The 15939-nt window shown below is 42.1% G+C and carries 17 protein-coding genes and 1 tRNA gene; 10 read left to right on the top strand and 8 right to left on the bottom strand.

Going from position 1 to position 15939, the window contains the following annotated elements; translation table 11 throughout:
- Window positions 1-132 precede the first annotated feature (132 nt).
- Window positions 133-204, top strand: a tRNA-Arg gene (locus tag HA044_RS02370).
- Window positions 205-456: 252 nt separating this feature from the next.
- On the opposite strand, the gene HA044_RS02365 is transcribed toward HA044_RS02370, so the two are convergent.
- Complete coding sequence (locus tag HA044_RS02365) at window positions 457-1443, bottom strand: L-lactate dehydrogenase (protein WP_187538932.1); 987 nt, start codon at window positions 1441-1443, stop codon at window positions 457-459.
- 199 nt (window positions 1444-1642) lie between these two features.
- On the opposite strand from HA044_RS02365, the gene gyrA reads away from it, so the two are divergent.
- The 4 genes from gyrA (at window position 1643) to radC (ending at window position 6031) form a co-directional block, all read left to right on the top strand.
- The gene (gene gyrA, locus HA044_RS02360) at window positions 1643-4099 is read left to right on the top strand and encodes a DNA gyrase subunit A (protein ID WP_187538930.1); all 2457 of its coding nucleotides are present in this window, start codon (window positions 1643-1645) and stop codon (window positions 4097-4099) included.
- Between the two features lie 13 nt (window positions 4100-4112).
- On the top strand, window positions 4113-4856 hold the full coding sequence (locus tag HA044_RS02355; protein WP_187538928.1) for a class A sortase: 744 nt from the start codon (window positions 4113-4115) through the stop codon (window positions 4854-4856).
- 159 nt (window positions 4857-5015) lie between these two features.
- A complete protein-coding gene (locus HA044_RS02350) occupies window positions 5016-5294 on the top strand; it encodes a porphobilinogen deaminase (RefSeq protein WP_187538926.1) in 279 nt (92 codons plus the stop codon).
- A gap of 53 nt (window positions 5295-5347) precedes the next feature.
- Window positions 5348-6031 carry a DNA repair protein RadC gene (gene radC, locus HA044_RS02345; protein WP_187538924.1) on the top strand — a complete coding sequence of 228 codons (684 nt, stop codon included), beginning with the start codon at window positions 5348-5350 and terminating at the stop codon, window positions 6029-6031.
- A gap of 204 nt (window positions 6032-6235) precedes the next feature.
- On the opposite strand, the gene HA044_RS02340 is transcribed toward radC, so the two are convergent.
- From HA044_RS02340 to HA044_RS02315, 6 genes are all read right to left on the bottom strand, one after another.
- Complete coding sequence (locus HA044_RS02340; RefSeq protein WP_187538922.1) at window positions 6236-6883, bottom strand: redox-sensing transcriptional repressor Rex; 648 nt, start codon at window positions 6881-6883, stop codon at window positions 6236-6238.
- Between the two features lie 134 nt (window positions 6884-7017).
- Window positions 7018-7236, bottom strand: a complete 219-nt coding sequence (locus HA044_RS02335) for a DUF4649 family protein (RefSeq protein ID WP_187538920.1) — start codon at window positions 7234-7236, stop codon at window positions 7018-7020.
- A gap of 2 nt (window positions 7237-7238) precedes the next feature.
- Entirely contained in the window at window positions 7239-7586 is a 348-nt protein-coding gene (locus HA044_RS02330) for a DUF1831 domain-containing protein (RefSeq protein WP_187538918.1), read from the bottom strand.
- A gap of 9 nt (window positions 7587-7595) precedes the next feature.
- The gene (locus HA044_RS02325; protein ID WP_187538916.1) at window positions 7596-8708 is read right to left on the bottom strand and encodes a cysteine desulfurase family protein; all 1113 of its coding nucleotides are present in this window, start codon (window positions 8706-8708) and stop codon (window positions 7596-7598) included.
- Between the two features lie 9 nt (window positions 8709-8717).
- Window positions 8718-9674: a ribose-phosphate diphosphokinase gene (locus HA044_RS02320; RefSeq protein ID WP_187538914.1), complete on the bottom strand. Its 957-nt coding sequence runs from the start codon at window positions 9672-9674 to the stop codon at window positions 8718-8720.
- Between the two features lie 62 nt (window positions 9675-9736).
- Window positions 9737-10303 carry a CYTH domain-containing protein gene (locus HA044_RS02315; protein ID WP_187538912.1) on the bottom strand — a complete coding sequence of 189 codons (567 nt, stop codon included), beginning with the start codon at window positions 10301-10303 and terminating at the stop codon, window positions 9737-9739.
- A 95-nt stretch (window positions 10304-10398) separates the two neighbouring features.
- Between HA044_RS02315 and HA044_RS02310 the strand changes: the two genes are divergently transcribed.
- From HA044_RS02310 to mutY, 5 genes are read left to right on the top strand one after another with little or no spacing between them, the layout of a single operon-like run.
- On the top strand, window positions 10399-11070 hold the full coding sequence (locus HA044_RS02310) for a GTP pyrophosphokinase family protein (protein ID WP_187538910.1): 672 nt from the start codon (window positions 10399-10401) through the stop codon (window positions 11068-11070).
- Window positions 11054-11872: an NAD kinase gene (locus HA044_RS02305; RefSeq protein ID WP_316250195.1), complete on the top strand. Its 819-nt coding sequence runs from the start codon at window positions 11054-11056 to the stop codon at window positions 11870-11872. The genes HA044_RS02310 and HA044_RS02305 overlap by 17 nt, the downstream gene beginning before the upstream one ends.
- A complete protein-coding gene (locus HA044_RS02300; RefSeq protein WP_187538906.1) occupies window positions 11869-12762 on the top strand; it encodes an RluA family pseudouridine synthase in 894 nt (297 codons plus the stop codon). Before HA044_RS02305 ends, HA044_RS02300 begins: the two co-directional genes overlap by 4 nt.
- A 19-nt stretch (window positions 12763-12781) precedes the next feature.
- The gene (gene pta, locus HA044_RS02295; RefSeq protein WP_187538904.1) at window positions 12782-13759 is read left to right on the top strand and encodes a phosphate acetyltransferase; all 978 of its coding nucleotides are present in this window, start codon (window positions 12782-12784) and stop codon (window positions 13757-13759) included.
- A 56-nt stretch (window positions 13760-13815) separates the two neighbouring features.
- A complete protein-coding gene (mutY, locus tag HA044_RS02290; RefSeq protein WP_187538902.1) occupies window positions 13816-14964 on the top strand; it encodes an A/G-specific adenine glycosylase in 1149 nt (382 codons plus the stop codon).
- A 186-nt stretch (window positions 14965-15150) separates the two neighbouring features.
- Here the strand turns inward: mutY and HA044_RS02285 are convergent, their stop codons facing one another.
- Entirely contained in the window at window positions 15151-15498 is a 348-nt protein-coding gene (locus tag HA044_RS02285) for a PedC/BrcD family bacteriocin maturation disulfide isomerase (protein WP_187538900.1), read from the bottom strand.
- Between the last annotated feature and the right edge of the window lie 441 nt (window positions 15499-15939).

Genomic DNA, 15939 nt, shown 5'->3' with positions numbered 1-15939 from the left:
TCAACTTTTACAGCCATACTCAACTGTGAGGAGGTGGGACGACGAAATTGCATTCTAACGAATGACCAATTTCTGTCCCCCTCTCTTTTTTACTTGTCATCTACTTGAAAATTTGATATACTATAACAGTTGCCACCCTTAGTGTAATGGATATCACGTAAGATTCCGGTTCTTGAGATGGGGGTTCGATTCCCTCAGGGTGGAGTAGTTAAGAGAGGTTGGGTCAAAGGTCCTAACCTCTCAATTTTCTTTGGATTGTCGAGCAAGACGCAGTGGTTGAGTGGGCTCTACTACGCTGATTTCATCAGCTTTTACAGCCCTACTCAACTGTGCGGAGGTGGGACGACGAAATCGAATTCTACGAATTACCGATTTCTGTCCCAATCTCTCTTTTTTATTTATTTAGAGCTAGAAAAAAGACTCTCTGGAAATCAGAGAGCCTTTTCAATTGATGGATTAGTTTTTAGATGCTGCTTGGAATTCAGGGTTTTTCCATGCTTCATCAATGATGGCTTGCAACTCAGAAGCAGAAGCTTGCATCTTTTGAGTTTCAGCATCGTTCAATGGGATGTTTACAGGACGTACAATACCATGCGCACCAACAACGGCTGGTTGACCGATATAGACGTTCTTCACGCCATATTGACCTTCTTGGAATACTGAAAGAGGAAGGACAGCATGTTCATCATCAAGGATAGCTTTTGTAATACGAGCAAGGGCGACTGCGATACCGTAGTAAGTAGCACCTTTTTTATTGATGATAGTGTAAGCTGCGTCACGAACACCTTCGAACAATTCGATGAGTTCAGTTTCTTGAACGTTTTGAGTGTCTTTCAAGAATTCTTCAAGGTTGACACCTGCAATGTTAGCATGTGACCAAACAGCGAATTCTGAGTCACCGTGTTCACCCATGATGTAGGCGTGAACAGAACGAGCATCTACGTCCAATTTTTCAGCAAGGGCTTGACGGAAACGAGCTGAGTCCAGTGAAGTACCTGAACCGATAACACGTTCTTTAGGGAATCCAGAGAATTTCCAAGTAGAGTATGTCAAGACGTCAACTGGGTTCGCAGCAACAAGGAAGATACCTTTGAAACCTGATTCAACAACTTGAGTTACGATTGATTTGTTGATGGCAAGGTTCTTACCTACAAGGTCAAGACGAGTTTCACCTGGTTTTTGAGGTGCACCAGCAGTGATGACAACTAGATCGGCATCTGCACAGTCTTCGTACTTAGCTGCGTAGATCTTCTTAGGTGAAGTGAAGGCAAGGGCGTGGCTAAGGTCAAGAGCATCACCGACAGCCTTTTCGAACAATTGAGGAATTTCAATGATTCCAAGTTCTTGAGCAATACCTTGGTTTACAAGTGCGAAAGCGTAAGATGAACCTACGGCACCGTCACCAACAAGGATGACTTTTTTGTGTTGTTTAGTTGCAGTCATGAGTCTAAACATCTCCTTCATTTTTTTTTGAGATCATCTCTCATTCGTTTTCATTTTACCACTTTTAAATGTCTTTGTCACTCAAAATAGTATAGAACCTAAGATGTAAACGTTTTTACATTTGTGCTCACAGAGAGTAAAATAGCGTAAAATGTGATATAATAGAGGGGTGAATTAAGTAAAGAGAGGCATTTTTTGAATGCAGGATAATAATCTTATTAATGTGAATTTAACATCAGAAATGAAGACGAGCTTTATCGATTATGCCATGAGTGTAATCGTGTCTCGTGCTCTTCCTGACGTTCGAGATGGTTTAAAACCTGTTCATCGCCGTATCTTATACGGTATGAACGAGTTGGGGGTTTCACCTGACAAACCACATAAGAAATCAGCTCGTATCACAGGGGATGTTATGGGTAAATATCACCCACACGGGGATTCCTCTATTTATGAAGCCATGGTTCGGATGGCGCAATGGTGGAGTTATCGCTACATGTTAGTGGATGGTCATGGAAACTTTGGTTCTATGGACGGTGATGGTGCCGCTGCACAACGGTATACCGAAGCTCGTATGAGTAAGATCGCTCTTGAAATGTTGCGCGATATCAACAAAAATACCGTTGATTTTGTGGATAACTATGACGCCAGTGAGCGCGAACCATTAGTTCTTCCAGCGCGTTTTCCGAACCTTCTTGTAAATGGGGCAACGGGGATCGCTGTTGGGATGGCCACTAATATTCCACCTCACAACCTTGGAGAAACCATTGATGCTGTGAAGTTGATGATGGACAATCCTGAAGTGACGACACGCGACTTGATGGAAGTCTTGCCTGGCCCGGATTTCCCGACAGGAGCTCTTGTCATGGGGAAATCAGGGATCTTCAAGGCTTATGAGACAGGGAAAGGTTCTATCGTCCTTCGCTCTCGCACTGAGATTGAAGTAACTAAGAGCGGCCGAGAACGCATTGTCGTGACTGAGTTTCCATATATGGTCAATAAGACCAAGGTCCATGAACATATTGTCCGTTTAGTGCAAGAAAAACGGATCGAAGGGATTACAGCTGTACGGGATGAATCCAACCGTGAAGGGGTTCGCTTTATCATTGAAGTACGCCGGGATGCATCTGCAAACGTGATCTTAAATAACCTCTTTAAGCTGACTCAAATGCAAACTAGCTTTGGTTTCAATATGTTGGCCATTGAAAATGGAGTTCCTAAAATTCTCTCTCTTCGTCAAATTTTGGGCGCTTATATTGAGCATCAAAAAGAAGTAGTGACTCGCCGGACCATCTTTGATAAGGAAAAGGCAGAAGCCCGAGCTCATATTTTAGAAGGTTTGCTCATTGCCCTAGATCATATTGATGAAGTAATCAAAATCATTCGCAACAGCCAAACGGATGCAGAGGCTCAAGCGGAATTGATGAGCAAATTCAAGCTGTCAGAACGCCAAAGTCAAGCTATATTGGATATGCGTCTTCGTCGTTTGACTGGTTTGGAACGAGATAAAATTCAAAATGAATACGATGACTTGGTAGCTTTGATTGCTGATTTAGCAGATATTTTGGCTAAACCAGAACGGGTCGTTGCAATTATCAAAGAAGAATTGGAAGAAGTCAAACGCAAGTTTGGCGATGCTCGTCGCACGGAGTTGATGGTCGGTGAAGTTCTGTCTCTTGAAGATGAGGACTTGATTGAAGAAACCGATGTCTTGATTACTCTTTCTAACAAAGGATATATCAAACGTTTGGACCAAGCTGAATTTACAGCTCAAAAACGTGGGGGACGTGGTGTTCAAGGAACGGGTGTAAAAGATGATGATTTTGTCCGTGAACTGGTATCAACTAGCACCCACGACCATCTGCTCTTCTTTACCAATAAGGGACGTGTCTATCGTCTGAAAGGCTATGAAATCCCAGAATATGGACGTACAGCCAAAGGCTTACCGATTGTCAATCTTTTGAAACTGGACGAAGGAGAGTCCATTCAAACCATTATCAATGTTGAGCAAGATCGAAGTGATGAGGCTTATCTCTTCTTTACGACGCGACAAGGTTTGGTGAAACGGACCAATGTAGCAGAGTTTTCAAATATCCGTCAAAATGGACTGAAAGCCTTAAATCTAAGAGATGATGATGAATTGATCAATGTCTTCCTTACTGATGGAGATACAGACGTTATCATCGGTACCAAGTATGGCTATTCTGTTCGCTTTAATGAATCGGTCGTTCGGAATATGGGCCGGACAGCCACTGGGGTTCGTGGAGTGAATCTTCGTGATGGAGACCAGGTTGTCGGTGCTAGCGTGATTACGGACCAAGATGAAGTGTTGATCATCACTGAAAAAGGGTATGGTAAGCGGACAATGGCAAGTGAATACCCAACCAAAGGTCGTGGTGGTAAGGGAATTAAGACAGCCAACATTACAGAGAAAAATGGTGCTCTCGCAGGTCTCATGACTGTTGAAGGCAATGAAGACCTTATGATTATAACCAATACTGGTGTGATGATTCGGACGGGTGTGGCTAATATTTCTCAAACTGGTCGTTCTACTCAGGGTGTGAAAGTGATGCGACTGGATCAGGATGCTAAGATTGTGACCTTTACAACAGTTCAGGCAGATGAAAAAGACGAAGAAATAGTAGAAGAAAACGAATAGATAAGGGGACAGAATGTCACGCAAAAGAAAAAAGAAAAAGAGTTTACGCAATACTCTTATCAATGTTGTTGCAACGCTCTTGATTATCCTCTCACTATTATTGATCTTTAATGCACCGATCCGAAATATGATCATGGTTTGGCACACCAATCAATACCAGGTGAGCAAGGTTGATAAAAAGACCCTAGATAAAAATAAGAAAGTAAAGACGAGTTTTGATTTTCAGCATGTGCAGTCTTTGTCGACTGAAGCAGTGATCAATGCTCAATGGCAGGCTCAGAAGCTTCCTGTTATTGGTGGAATTTCGATTCCTGAATTAAACATGAATCTTCCCATCTTTAAGGGACTCGAAAACGTTGCCCTATATTATGGCGCAGGGACCATGAAGGAAACCCAAGTCATGGGGAAAGGCAATTATTCACTTGCCAGTCACCATGTCTTTGGTTTGACTGGTGCTAATGCTATGTTATTCTCACCTTTGGAAAAAGCCAAGGCTGGCATGAAGATCTACATCACGGATAAGGAAAAGATTTATACCTATGTCATCTCGTCTGTTGAGACGGTGACCCCTGATCGTGTGGATGTAATCCAAGACCGTGAAGGTGTCAATGAAATTACGCTAGTAACTTGTGAGGATGCTGCAGCAACTTATCGTACGATTGTCAAAGGGAGTTTGGAAACCTCCGTTGACTATGACAAGGCTCCAAAAGATATCTTGGATTCCTTTGGGAAATCCTACAATCAAATGCAACTTTAAGGAAATAGAAGCTTAAGGCAAGGCCTAGGCTTCTATTTTTATGAATGAAAACTGTAAAAATGTAAGAGACTGGTAACATAATGTAAGAGACTTGTCATACTTCTGTGTGAAATTCAAGGTATAATACTAGGTGGTAAGGCAGGATAAGGAGGAAAAATTGTGACCAAGGATCGGATTTATCATCTCTTACATCATTTTTACAAACTTTTAGTCAATGATTTTCCACGAAATGGTTTAATTACAAAAGGCATTTATGAAGTCGAGCAGCTTTATCAGGCACTAGAGGCGATTCCTCAGCACCAAGAGTATTTGATGCGTTCTGAGATTCAAACATTTTTAAAAGAACTGGAGCAAGTACAGAGCGGATACCAAATTTGGTTTAAGAAAGACCAAGTGCTAGTATTGGATGATTTGAAGCAAGAAATATCTTGTCAGTAAAGAAATACATGATTTTCTCTTTTGATTACGAATTAATAAGTGAGGAGGAAATTATGTACGAAATTTCATTTATTGAACCATCTTTGCTTCCTAGAGAACGTTTGGTCTCAGAGGGAGTTGAGAAGTTAAGTCACCAGGAGCTGGTATCTATTCTACTGAGGACTGGAAATAAACAAAAAAGTGTCTATGAGATTGCCCAAAACCTCTTGACGTCTGTGAATAGTTTAAAAGAGCTGGGGAATTTGACCTTAGAAGAGTTGCAGGAAATCTCAGGAATTGGTCGTGTCAAGGCAATTGAACTGCAAGCGGTTATCGAGTTAGGAAGACGGATTCACAAAGATCAGTTGATGAGTTCAGAACAGATCATGAGCAGTCAAAAATTGGCCCATAAAATTCAACAGGAAATTGGCCATAAGAAGCAGGAGCATCTAGTAGCACTCTATTTGAATACACAAAATGAGATTATTCACCAACAGACTATCTTTATCGGAACGGTCAATCGTAGTATCGCAGAACCGCGCGAAATTCTCCACTATGCCTTAAAGCATATGGCTACCTCTATCATTCTAGCTCACAATCATCCATCTGGTGCAGTATTTCCGAGTAAAAATGATGATGAGGTCACCAATCGTGTCATAGAAGCCTGTGATGTGATGGGTTTAACCTTGTTGGATCATTTGATTGTTTCGGAAGATAACTATTACAGTTACCGTGAAGAGACTGATCTCTTAGTATAAAAAAAGGCTGGGACAAAAGTCCTAGCCTCTTAATTTTCTTTGGATTGTAGAGCAAGACGCAGTGGTTGAGTGGGCTGCTCTACTACGCGGATTTCATCAGCTTTTACAGCCCTACTCAACTGTGCGGAGGTGGGATGACGAAATCGAATTCTAACGAATTACCGATTTCTGTCCCACACTCTTTTTTTACTAAAGCTGTTCTTGTTATTCTTCGTTTTTTCTCATGAAATAAAGAAGGGTTTGCAACTCACTGGTTAGGTCCACATATTGAACGACAACACTTTTTGGGAGGGATAAATGAACCGGTGAAAAGCTTAAAATACCCTTGATACCAGCATCGACAAGGAGGCTTGCCACTTCTTGCGCCTTGACACTAGGAACGGTCAAAATAGCTGTCTGGATTCCTTCTTGTTTTAATTTTTCTTTGATTGAAGAAATTCCGTAAATGGGAATTCCATCCTTACTTTTGGTATCAACCAGTTCGTGGTCATCTACATCAAAAGCCATGACAATTTTCATTTTGTTTCGCTCGTGGAAGCGGTAGTTAAGAAGCGCACTTCCCATATTGCCGATCCCAACAATGGCTACGTTGGTAATCGCATTATCATTTAAAAGATCTGCAAAAAAGTTCATTAGCTTTTTAACATCATATCCGAAGCCCCGTCTTCCCAATTCGCCAAAATAAGAGAAGTCTCGACGAACTGTCGCTGAGTCAATTCCGATAGCATCTGCGATTTGCTTGGAATTAGCTTTCTCTATTTTTTCGGAGTTGAAGCGCTTGAAAATGCGGTAATAAAGGGATAAGCGTTTTGCTGTTGCGCGTGGAATTGGTGTATTTTTATCATGTTTCACAATATCACAACCTTTCCCCTTTATTGTATAGGAAGATTGTGAAAAAATCAACTATCTAAACCGATTTTTCTCTATTTTTTTACCAAAAGAAAACAGTTACTACAAACAAAGAATTTTCTGTTTGTAGCAACTGTTTAGGCTCTTTCGTCTTGTTCAATCTTCTTTAGAAAGTTGTAGAGGCCGTCTATTTTTCCAGTATAAGGAAGTCTTTTTCCCTTGTAGTGAATGGACGTAACGTTGTAGGTGTCCGGAAGGGTCACACAGCCTGAAAAATCAAGAATACAGGCTGCAAGATCGGTGTAAGTAGTGGTACGTTCCACTTGATAAGCATCTATATAAGTTAAAGTAACCATTTTTAAACCTCGATTTTATCGAAAATTTCTCTTTCAACGAGACTATCCATTAAGAAATAAAATTTTTGTTGGATGATGTCATTTTTTGAATCTTTAAAGATGTTGACTAGGCGAAGCCCAGACTTATCAGTGATGTTAATTTTGAAGCCTGAGAGGTCTTTATTAAAAATGATTTTGAGTAAAAATCCATCACCGCTGTTGGGGACAGCCTCAAGTAAACGATTTAATTCGAAATTACCGACTTTTGTGACAGCAAAAGTGTTGTCGCGAAGGGTGTATTTCTTTACATTGGGATGAAGACGATAGGTATATTTACAGTCTTTTAATGAAACAGTAGTTCCAAATGCCATATTGTTCTCCTATGATAAAATTTCTTTAAGACTTGCGAGGAAGGTTTGAACTTCCTCAGTGGTATTGAGTTCTGAAAAACTAATCCTCAGGGATTCTTTTAGACGAGGACTATCAGCGCCATAGAGGGCTTCTAAAACATGGCTGGGTTGTACGGTCCCAGCAGTGCAAGCAGAACCAGTGGATACAGAGATACCCGCTAGATCCAGTCGCATGAGTAAGATGTCATTTTGCACACCTGGAAAGCCAAGGTTCCATACAAAGGGAAGGTGGTCATCACAAGCGTTTACGTAGTAGTCGTAGGTTGCTAAACCATTGACTAGTTCTTGTCCGAGTTTTTGAACCTGGCGGAAGTTTTCTTCTTGATGAAGACTAGCCTGATGAAGTGCCTCAGCCATTCCGACGATGGAAATAAGATTTTCGGTGCTGGCTCTCATTTTATTCTCTTGATCGCCACCGTGTAACAGTTGATCAAAATCTGGAGTCGCTGCATAAAGAAAACCGACCCCCTTTGGTCCATGAAACTTATGAGCTGAAGCACTGAGGAAATCGATTCCCAGCTCTTCAGGATAGACAGGGACCTTGCCAATTGCTTGAACGGCATCGACGTGAAAGGCTGCAGGATGGTTTTTTAAAAGTTGGCCGATTTCTTTGATGGGTAAGAGATCACCTGTCTCATTATTGGCATACATGGTCGAGACAAGGATGGTATCAGGTCTCAGGGCTGCCTTGAGATCATCGACCTGTATGCGACCATCTCTTGGTTGAATGATCGTTACCTCGAATCCAAAACGTTCGACAAGGTATTCAAGAGGCTCTAAGACAGCATGGTGCTCAAGAGCAGTCGTAATGATATGCTTGCCTTGATCTTGGTGTTTGAGACAGTAGCCTTTTAGAACTGTATTATTACTTTCTGATCCACCTGAAGTGAAGAGAATGCGATTGGGAAGGGTTTGGAGAGCTTGAGCAATTTGCTCACGCGCTTCTCTGAGGAGTTTTTTAGCCATTCGACCATGGGCATGGAGGCTAGAAGGGTTTCCATATGTCGATTGCATGGTTTCAGTCATTTTGGTGATGACTTCAGGCAAGAGAGGCGTCGTTGCTGCATTATCAAAGTATATCAAATGAGGACCTTATTTCTTATGGTAGGCAAAAAGTGGACTAACCGGTTTTCTTTCTTGGATACGAACAATTGCTTCAGCAATTAATTCGCTGGCTGTCAGATAGTTCACATTTTTAGGAGTCTTTTCTTTGGTAGCAACCGAATCTGTTACCAAGATTTCTTTGATTGGAGATTGGTCTAATAACTCTGCAGCTCCCTTGACAAATAAACCATGGCTAGAGACGGCATAAATCTCAGTTGCTCCCTCTCGTTGAACGATTTTAGATGATTCTGAGAAGGTTTTACCAGTGTTTAAAATATCATCAATCAAGATGGCCTTCTTACCCTTGACATCTCCAATGATATAGCCATAATCACGGTTGGCATCATCTTGTTCGTAATCGATAATAGCGATTGGAGAGTCCAAGTATTCGGCTAAACTACGAGCGCGTTTAACACCGGAATTCTTTGGACTAACAACGACGACATCGGAGCCAGTTAATCCTTTGTTAATATAGTGTTCCGCAAAGAGTGGGATGGTATAGAGGTTGTCTACTGCGATATCAAAGAACCCTTGGACCTGAACAGCGTGAAGGTCCAGTGTTACGACACGATCCACACCGGCTTTGACCAACATATTCGCAACCAATTTAGCTGTGATTGGTTCACGAGGAGCAGCAGTACGGTCTTGACGGGCGTAGCCAAAATAAGGCATGACCACATTGACCGTATTGGCACTAGCCCGTTGACAAGCATCAACCATGATCAAGAGTTCCATTAAGTGATTGTTAACGGGATAGCTCGTTGATTGAATGATATAGATATCGTATCCACGAACACTTTCTTCAATATTGACTTGGATTTCTCCATCAGAAAATTGGCGTGAAGAAATTTTTCCAAGTGGAACGCCAGCGTGTTTCGCTATTTTCTGCGCAATGCCTGGATTTGAATTGAGAGAGAAGAGTTTCATATTTTTTTTATCTGACATGTGATTCCAACCTCTTTTAGAATTTAATCTTAGCACTATTTTAGCAAAAAATTGTGATAATTTCAGCTATTTAACAACCTTTGTGCCAATCTTGCGATTTTACTTTTAGCGGGTTTGTAGCTGATACCGTGGTCCTTTATGAATTGTTGAAAATTTGCTTCCTCTTCAGCTGTCTCTACCTCGATTTCCAATTCATAGTCTGCTGTGTCCAGATAAGTACTGTAGTCTAGTGCGACTAGGCCTGCTTCTGTCTCTTTTTCCAAGCGTTTGGTCGTGAGACTTCCCCAGACGGCCAGTTTCTCAAGTGGGATCTTTTTGGAAGATAACAATTCCTTAATTTCACCATCTGGTAAGGCTTGATGCTGTAGGATAGACTGGGTTTCTTCTGGACTCAGATCTTGATTGTATTCGAAGTGCCCGACTGTCTCAGGTACCTTTAGGGTGAGTTCAGCTGTGCTTGCAAAGGTCCGAACTCGGAGTGCCATCTTTTTTTTGCGGATGAGCTGATTTGGAGTGTCGATATAGTGATTGGTTTGGACGACCTCTTGAGTGTCAGTAAAGAGTGGAAGAAGGGATTGGTATTCATCCTTGTCTAACATGGTTTTGTATTCAATTTCTAAATGGTTCATTTTGTCATCCTTTGCTTTTTTTTGGTAGCGATTCATGATATAATAAGAGATGTGTTTATTGTATACAAAAACGTTTCAGAATACAAGGTGGTAGGATGGCAATTGATTGGGAAAATTTCTTAGACCCCTATATCCAAGCTGTTGGGGAATTAAAAATTAAACTTCGGGGAATTCGCAAACAATACCGGAAGCAACAAAAGCATTCACCCATCGAGTTTGTCACAGGCCGTGTAAAACCCATCGAGAGTATCCGCGAAAAGATGGTTCGAAGAAGTATTTCAGAAGAAAATCTGGCCCAGGATATGCAAGATATAGCGGGGCTTCGGATCATGGTCCAGTTTGTGGACGATGTGGATGAGGTTTTGGAGGTCTTGCGACATCGGCAGGATATGCGTGTGATCCAAGAGCGGGACTATATTCGCCACAAAAAATCCAGTGGTTATAGAAGCTACCATGTGGTAGTAGAGTACCCCGTTGATACCATCGATGGAAATGAAACCATCTTAGCAGAGATTCAAATTCGGACCTTGTCCATGAATTTTTGGGCAACAATCGAACATTCGCTAAATTATAAATATAAAGGAGACTTTCCAGACGAGATCAAAAAACGCTTAGAGACGACCGCAAACCTTGCTTATCTCTTGGATGAAGAGATGGGTGCCATTCGGGATGCGATTCAGGAAGCTCAAGCCCTGTTTGATCCACTTCATCGTAAGTTAAATGATGGCGTTGGAAATAGTGATGACACAGATGAAGACTACAGGTAAAAAAGTATCCATCATTCGCAATCGAAAGCGTCAGAGTGAAGAGGTTTTTCAACAATTGAGTTACAAGCTCCGTCAAAATAATTTTATTTTAACGGAGAAACATCCCGATATTGTCATTTCCATTGGTGGGGATGGGATGTTGCTGTCGGCTTTTCATAAGTATGAACACCAGTTAGATCGGGTTCGCTTTATCGGTGTCCATACTGGGCACTTAGGCTTTTATACCGATTACCTAGACAGCGAGATCGACAAGCTAGTTGAAAATTTAAAATATGACACGGGAGCCAAGGTTTCCTACCCTATTTTAAATGTTAAGATTACCTTTGACAATGGTGAAACCCGCACGATGAGAGCGCTGAACGAAGCTACGATCAAGCGCAGTGACAGGACGATGGTGGCGGATCTTATGATCAATGGTGTGGATTTTGAGCGCTTCAGAGGAGATGGGATTACCGTTTCGACTCCTACAGGAAGTACGGCTTACAACAAATCCTTGGGAGGAGCAGTCCTTCACCCAACTATTGAGGCGTTGCAGATTGCTGAGATCGCTAGTCTCAACAACCGTGTTTATCGTACCTTGGGTTCTTCTGTCATTGTCCCTAAAAAGGATAAGATCGAGATTACACCGACACGACCTGGCTTCCATATTATCTCTGTTGATAATTCGACTTATTCTTATCGCAATATTGCCAAGGTAGAATACCAGATCGATAATCATAAGATTAATTTTGTGGCAAGCTCTAGTCATACTAGTTTTTGGAATCGGGTCAAGGATGCCTTTATCGGAGATGAAAGGGAATGAGATTTGAATTCATAGCCGATGAGCATGTCAAGGTCAAAACTTTCCTGAAAAAGCACGAGGTTTCAAAAGGTCTCTTAGCCAAGATCAAGTTTCGTGGTGGTCGGATTTTAGTGAATGATCGGCCAGAAAATGCGATTTATCTGTTGGATATTGGGGATCGCTTGGTCATTGATATTCCGGCAGAAGAAGGGTTCGAAACCCTAAAACCCATGGATCGGCCCTTGGATATTTTGTTTGAAGATGATCATTTTTTGGTCTTAAACAAACCCTTTGGCATTGCCTCGATTCCAAGTGCGATTCATTCTAATACCTTAGCAAATTTTGTGAAAGGCTATTATGTGAAACAGTGCTATGAGAACCAGCAGGTTCACATTGTCACGCGCTTGGACAAGGATACAAGTGGCGTTATGCTCTTTGCCAAACATGGCTATGCTCATGCCCGTTTAGATAAGCAATTGCAGGCCAAAACGATCCAGAAACGCTATTATGCCTTGGTTAAGGGGTCAGGAAAGCTTGATCCTGTCGGAGAGATTATTGCTCCGATTGCGCGTGATGAAGATTCGATCATTACTCGAAAGGTAGCAAAAGGTGGCAAGTATGCCCATACGAGCTACCAGGTCGTTCAATCTTTTGGTGATATTCACCTAGTGGATATTCAGTTACACACAGGTCGAACCCATCAGATCCGCGTCCATTTTTCTTATATCGGTTTTCCGCTCTTGGGAGACGATCTCTACGGTGGAAGTTTAGAAGATGGTATTGAGCGCCAGGCCCTTCATTGCCATCGTCTCTCCTATTATCACCCATTTCTAGAGGAGGAGTTGGTCCTTGAGAGTCCGTTACCTCCCGATTTTCAAGCTGTCCTAGCACAGCTCCAAAAGAGTCATTAATTATTAAAGGAGTAAACTCATGGAAGTTTTTGAAAAACTCAAATCAAGCTTAGTTGGTCGCAATGCGCGCATTGTTCTCCCTGAAGGCGAAGAGCCACGGATTTTACAAGCGGCTAAGCGGATTGTTAAAGAATCGGATGTTACACCCGTCCTTCTAGGGAATACTGAAAAAATCCGTATTTACCTTGAAATTGAAGGGGTTACAGAAGGTTTTGAAGTCATTGATCCCCATCATTATGATGGCTTTGAGGAAATGGTTGCTGCACTAGTGGAGCGCCGTAAGGGAAAAATGACAGAAGAAGAAGCGCGTCAAGCCTTGCTGGAAGATGTCAACTACTTTGGTGTAATGTTGGTCTATCTTGGCTTAGTGGATGGAATGGTTTCAGGTGCCATTCATTCAACTGCATCAACGGTTCGTCCTGCACTTCAAATCATCAAAACACAACCAGGTGTGAAACGCACTTCCGGTGCCTTCTTAATGGTGCGTGGGGATGAACGTTATCTCTTTGCTGACTGTGCTATTAATATCAATCCAGATGCTGAAGGTTTGGCTGAGATTGCCATTAATTCAGCAAGTACAGCTAAAATGTTTGGCATCGACCCACATATCGCAATGTTAAGCTATTCAACTAAGGGATCTGGCTTTGGTGAAGGGGTGGATAAAGTTGTTGAAGCAACTAAAATTGCCCAAGAACTTCGCCCAGACCTTGATATCGATGGGGAATTGCAATTTGATGCCGCTTTTGTGCCAGAAATTGCAGCCTTAAAAGCTCCTGGAAGTAAGGTAGCTGGTAAGGCCACTGTCTTTGTGTTCCCAAGCATTGAAGCTGGAAATATTAGCTACAAGATGGCGGAACGGTTCGGTGGATTTGCGGCTGTTGGTCCAGTCCTTCAAGGATTGAACAAACCGGTCAATGACTTGTCTCGTGGATGTAATGCGGATGATGTCTTCAAGTTGACGTTAATTACTGCATCCCAAGCGAAACAAGAAGCATAGAATGTGAAAGCTCTGGTCTTGTCCCAGAGTTTTCTATTATAGATATAAGGAAGAATATGGTCGATCTAAAAGACTACAACATTGAAATGTGGGAGCCTCAAAAAATAAAAGACTTTCGTAGAGATCTTCTAGCGTGGTACGATGAAAATAAAAGGGATCTCCCTTGGCGACAAAATCAGGATGCTTATCGGGTGTGGATTTCTGAAATTATGCTTCAGCAGACACGTGTCGATACTGTGATTCCTTATTACGAACGTTTTCTGAACTGGTTTCCGACGATTAAGAATCTGGCCAATGCGCCGGAAGAAAAGCTCTTAAAAGCCTGGGAAGGTTTGGGGTATTACTCTCGCGTGCGCAATATGCAAACGGCCGCCCAACAGATCATGAAAAAACATGAAGGTGTGTTTCCATCAAGCTATGAGGAAATATCTAAATTGAAGGGAATTGGGCCATATACAGCCGGTGCCATTGCTAGTATTGCTTTTGGATTAGCAGAGCCAGCAGTGGATGGTAATGTCATGAGGGTACTGGCTCGCTTGTTTGAGGTGGATTATGATATCGGGATCCCGTCCAATCGTAAGATTTTTCAAGCTATGATGGAGATTTTGATTGATCCAGATCGTCCAGGGGACTTTAACCAAGCTTTAATGGATTTGGGTTCAGATATTGAATCCCCAGTCAATCCACGACCAGAAGAGAGTCCTGTAAAGGCCTACAGTGCGGCTTATTTGCATGGAACCATGGATCGATACCCGATCAAGGCACCCAAGAAAAAACCAGTACCAGTTTATTTAACAGCCTTTATTATAAAGGATCATCAAGGACGCTACTTGCTGGAGAAAAATGAGCGAGAAGGGCTTTTGTCAGGCTTCTGGCATTTTCCGTTGATTGAAGTGGATAGCCTATCCGAGAACCTGGGTCAATTGTCTCTACTGGATGGGGAGGAGAAAGTAGAAGACATTCCGGAAATTCTTTCCTTTGAACAAGACTATGACATGGTTATTGATTGGCATGACGTATCATATCCCATCGTCCAGCATGTCTTTTCGCATCGTAAGTGGCAGGTTCAACTTCGTTACGGCTTGGTAAAAGAAGGGGAGCAGCCAACAAGTGAATCGACTGTTTGGTTAACACCAGAAGAATTTTCAGATTATCCTTTTGCTAAACCCCAGCAAAAGATCTGGGAAGCGTTTATTAAAAATTAAAATTGAGAGTGGGACAGAAATCGGTAATTCGTTAGAATTCGATTTCGTCGTCCCACCTCCGCACAGTTGAGTAGAGCTGTAAAAGCTGATGAAATCGGCGTAGTAGAGCCTGATCAACTACTGCGTCTTGCTCGACAATCCAAAAACAAATGAGAGGCTAGGACTTTTGTCCCAGCCTCAATTTTTTTATAGATGAGCAAATGCTTTGATTTCTTCTGGACTCATAGAAGAGTCACAACGTACGCTGACTTGACCGTCTTCTGTATGAAGGAAGCCTGGGACAGTAGGAATTTCATATCGAGCACGAAAGGCTTGTAAAGCCTCTAGTTGGCTTGGCTCTTCACTATTGATAAAGTAGATATGAGCTTTTGTTTCAGCTACGACCGTTGCTAGCTTAGCAGCGAACTTTCGACAGTAAGGACAAGTCTTACGTCCAATAAAGAAGGTTGCTGTTTCTTTTTTGTCGATCGCTTCTTGCGCACGCGCGACTGTTGTGACTTCAAGATCTTTAATATCTTCTAAAAATTGTTCCATGAGATTACCTCGCTTTCTTCTAAGTCTAGTATGCCATAAAGACGAAAAAAATGCTGAATTTTGATACGAAAAAGAGAGTGGGACAGAAATCGGTCATTCGTTAGAATTCGATTTCGTCGTCCCACCTCCGCACAGCTTCAACAGTCTGGGAGACTGTTGAAGGTTGCAGATAAAGGAAACATAGTTTCCGTCAACATAGGGCATCTTTGAAGCTTAAAAAGCGAACAAAGACTTAGGATACTTGCTTCGCAAGTTCTATCCGCCACCTCAAAGCAGTGCTTTGAGCACTCAACCACTGTGTCTTGCTCGATAATCCAAAAACAAATGAGAGGCTAGGACTTTTGTCCCAGCCTCTTTCTGCTGCTTACCCTACAAAAGCATTGATTTCTGCTTCGATATGGGCGATTTTTTCTTTGGCATCTGCTTCAGATGTTCCAACTG

Origin of the sequence: Streptococcus sp. IMAU 99161 (genome assembly GCF_014435245.1) — a bacterium.
GTDB classification, from domain to species: Bacteria; Bacillota; Bacilli; order Lactobacillales; family Streptococcaceae; genus Streptococcus; species Streptococcus lactarius.
Note: the sequence above shows the minus strand (reverse complement) of the source record. Positions and strands in the feature narration are given on the sequence as shown.